Origin of the sequence: Streptomyces sp. IMTB 2501 (assembly GCF_001953885.1) — a bacterium.
Taxonomy (GTDB): domain Bacteria; phylum Actinomycetota; class Actinomycetes; order Streptomycetales; family Streptomycetaceae; genus Streptomyces.
In genome coordinates this window covers 23,405-23,904 of record NZ_MQUS01000060.1, presented here as the reverse complement: position 1 = coordinate 23,904, position 500 = coordinate 23,405, and the positions used below count along the sequence as shown (strand labels likewise).

The window sequence follows — 500 nt, the reverse complement described above, 5'->3', positions numbered from 1 at the left end:
ACCCGATGCCCCAACCGACGAGCATCCGACAACCGCTCCAACGCGATTAGGCCGATGCCTTCGCCGGCGCTGAAGCCGTCTGCCGCGGCGCTGAACGGCTTGCAGCGTCCGTCGGCCGCGAGGCCCCGCTGCCGGGAGAACTCGGTGAATGCCACATGGCCGGCCAGCACAGTCACACCACCGGCCAGCGCCAGCTCGCACTCGCCCTGCCGTAGCGCCTGGACCGCCAGGTGCAGCGCGACCAGCGATGACGAGCACGCCGTGTCCACCGACACCGCAGGCCCCTCGAAACCGAACGAATACGACACCCGGCCCGACAGCACACTCGCGAGATTGCCGGTCAGGGCATGGCCGTCCACATTCTGCGGCACCCGTTCCAGGTCCGGGAGATACGCAGACGTCGAAGCGCCGACGAACACGCCGGTCCGGCTGCCCCTCAATGCGGTGGGGTCGAGTCCCGCGCGTTCCAGGACCTCCCAGGACACCTCCAGCAGCAACCG

At 69.2% G+C, this 500-nt stretch carries 1 protein-coding gene; it reads right to left on the bottom strand.

Features of this window, described 5'->3' with window-relative positions:
- A partial coding sequence (locus AV521_RS45130; protein WP_256726000.1) for a polyketide synthase occupies positions 1 to 500 on the bottom strand: 500 nt, incomplete at both ends.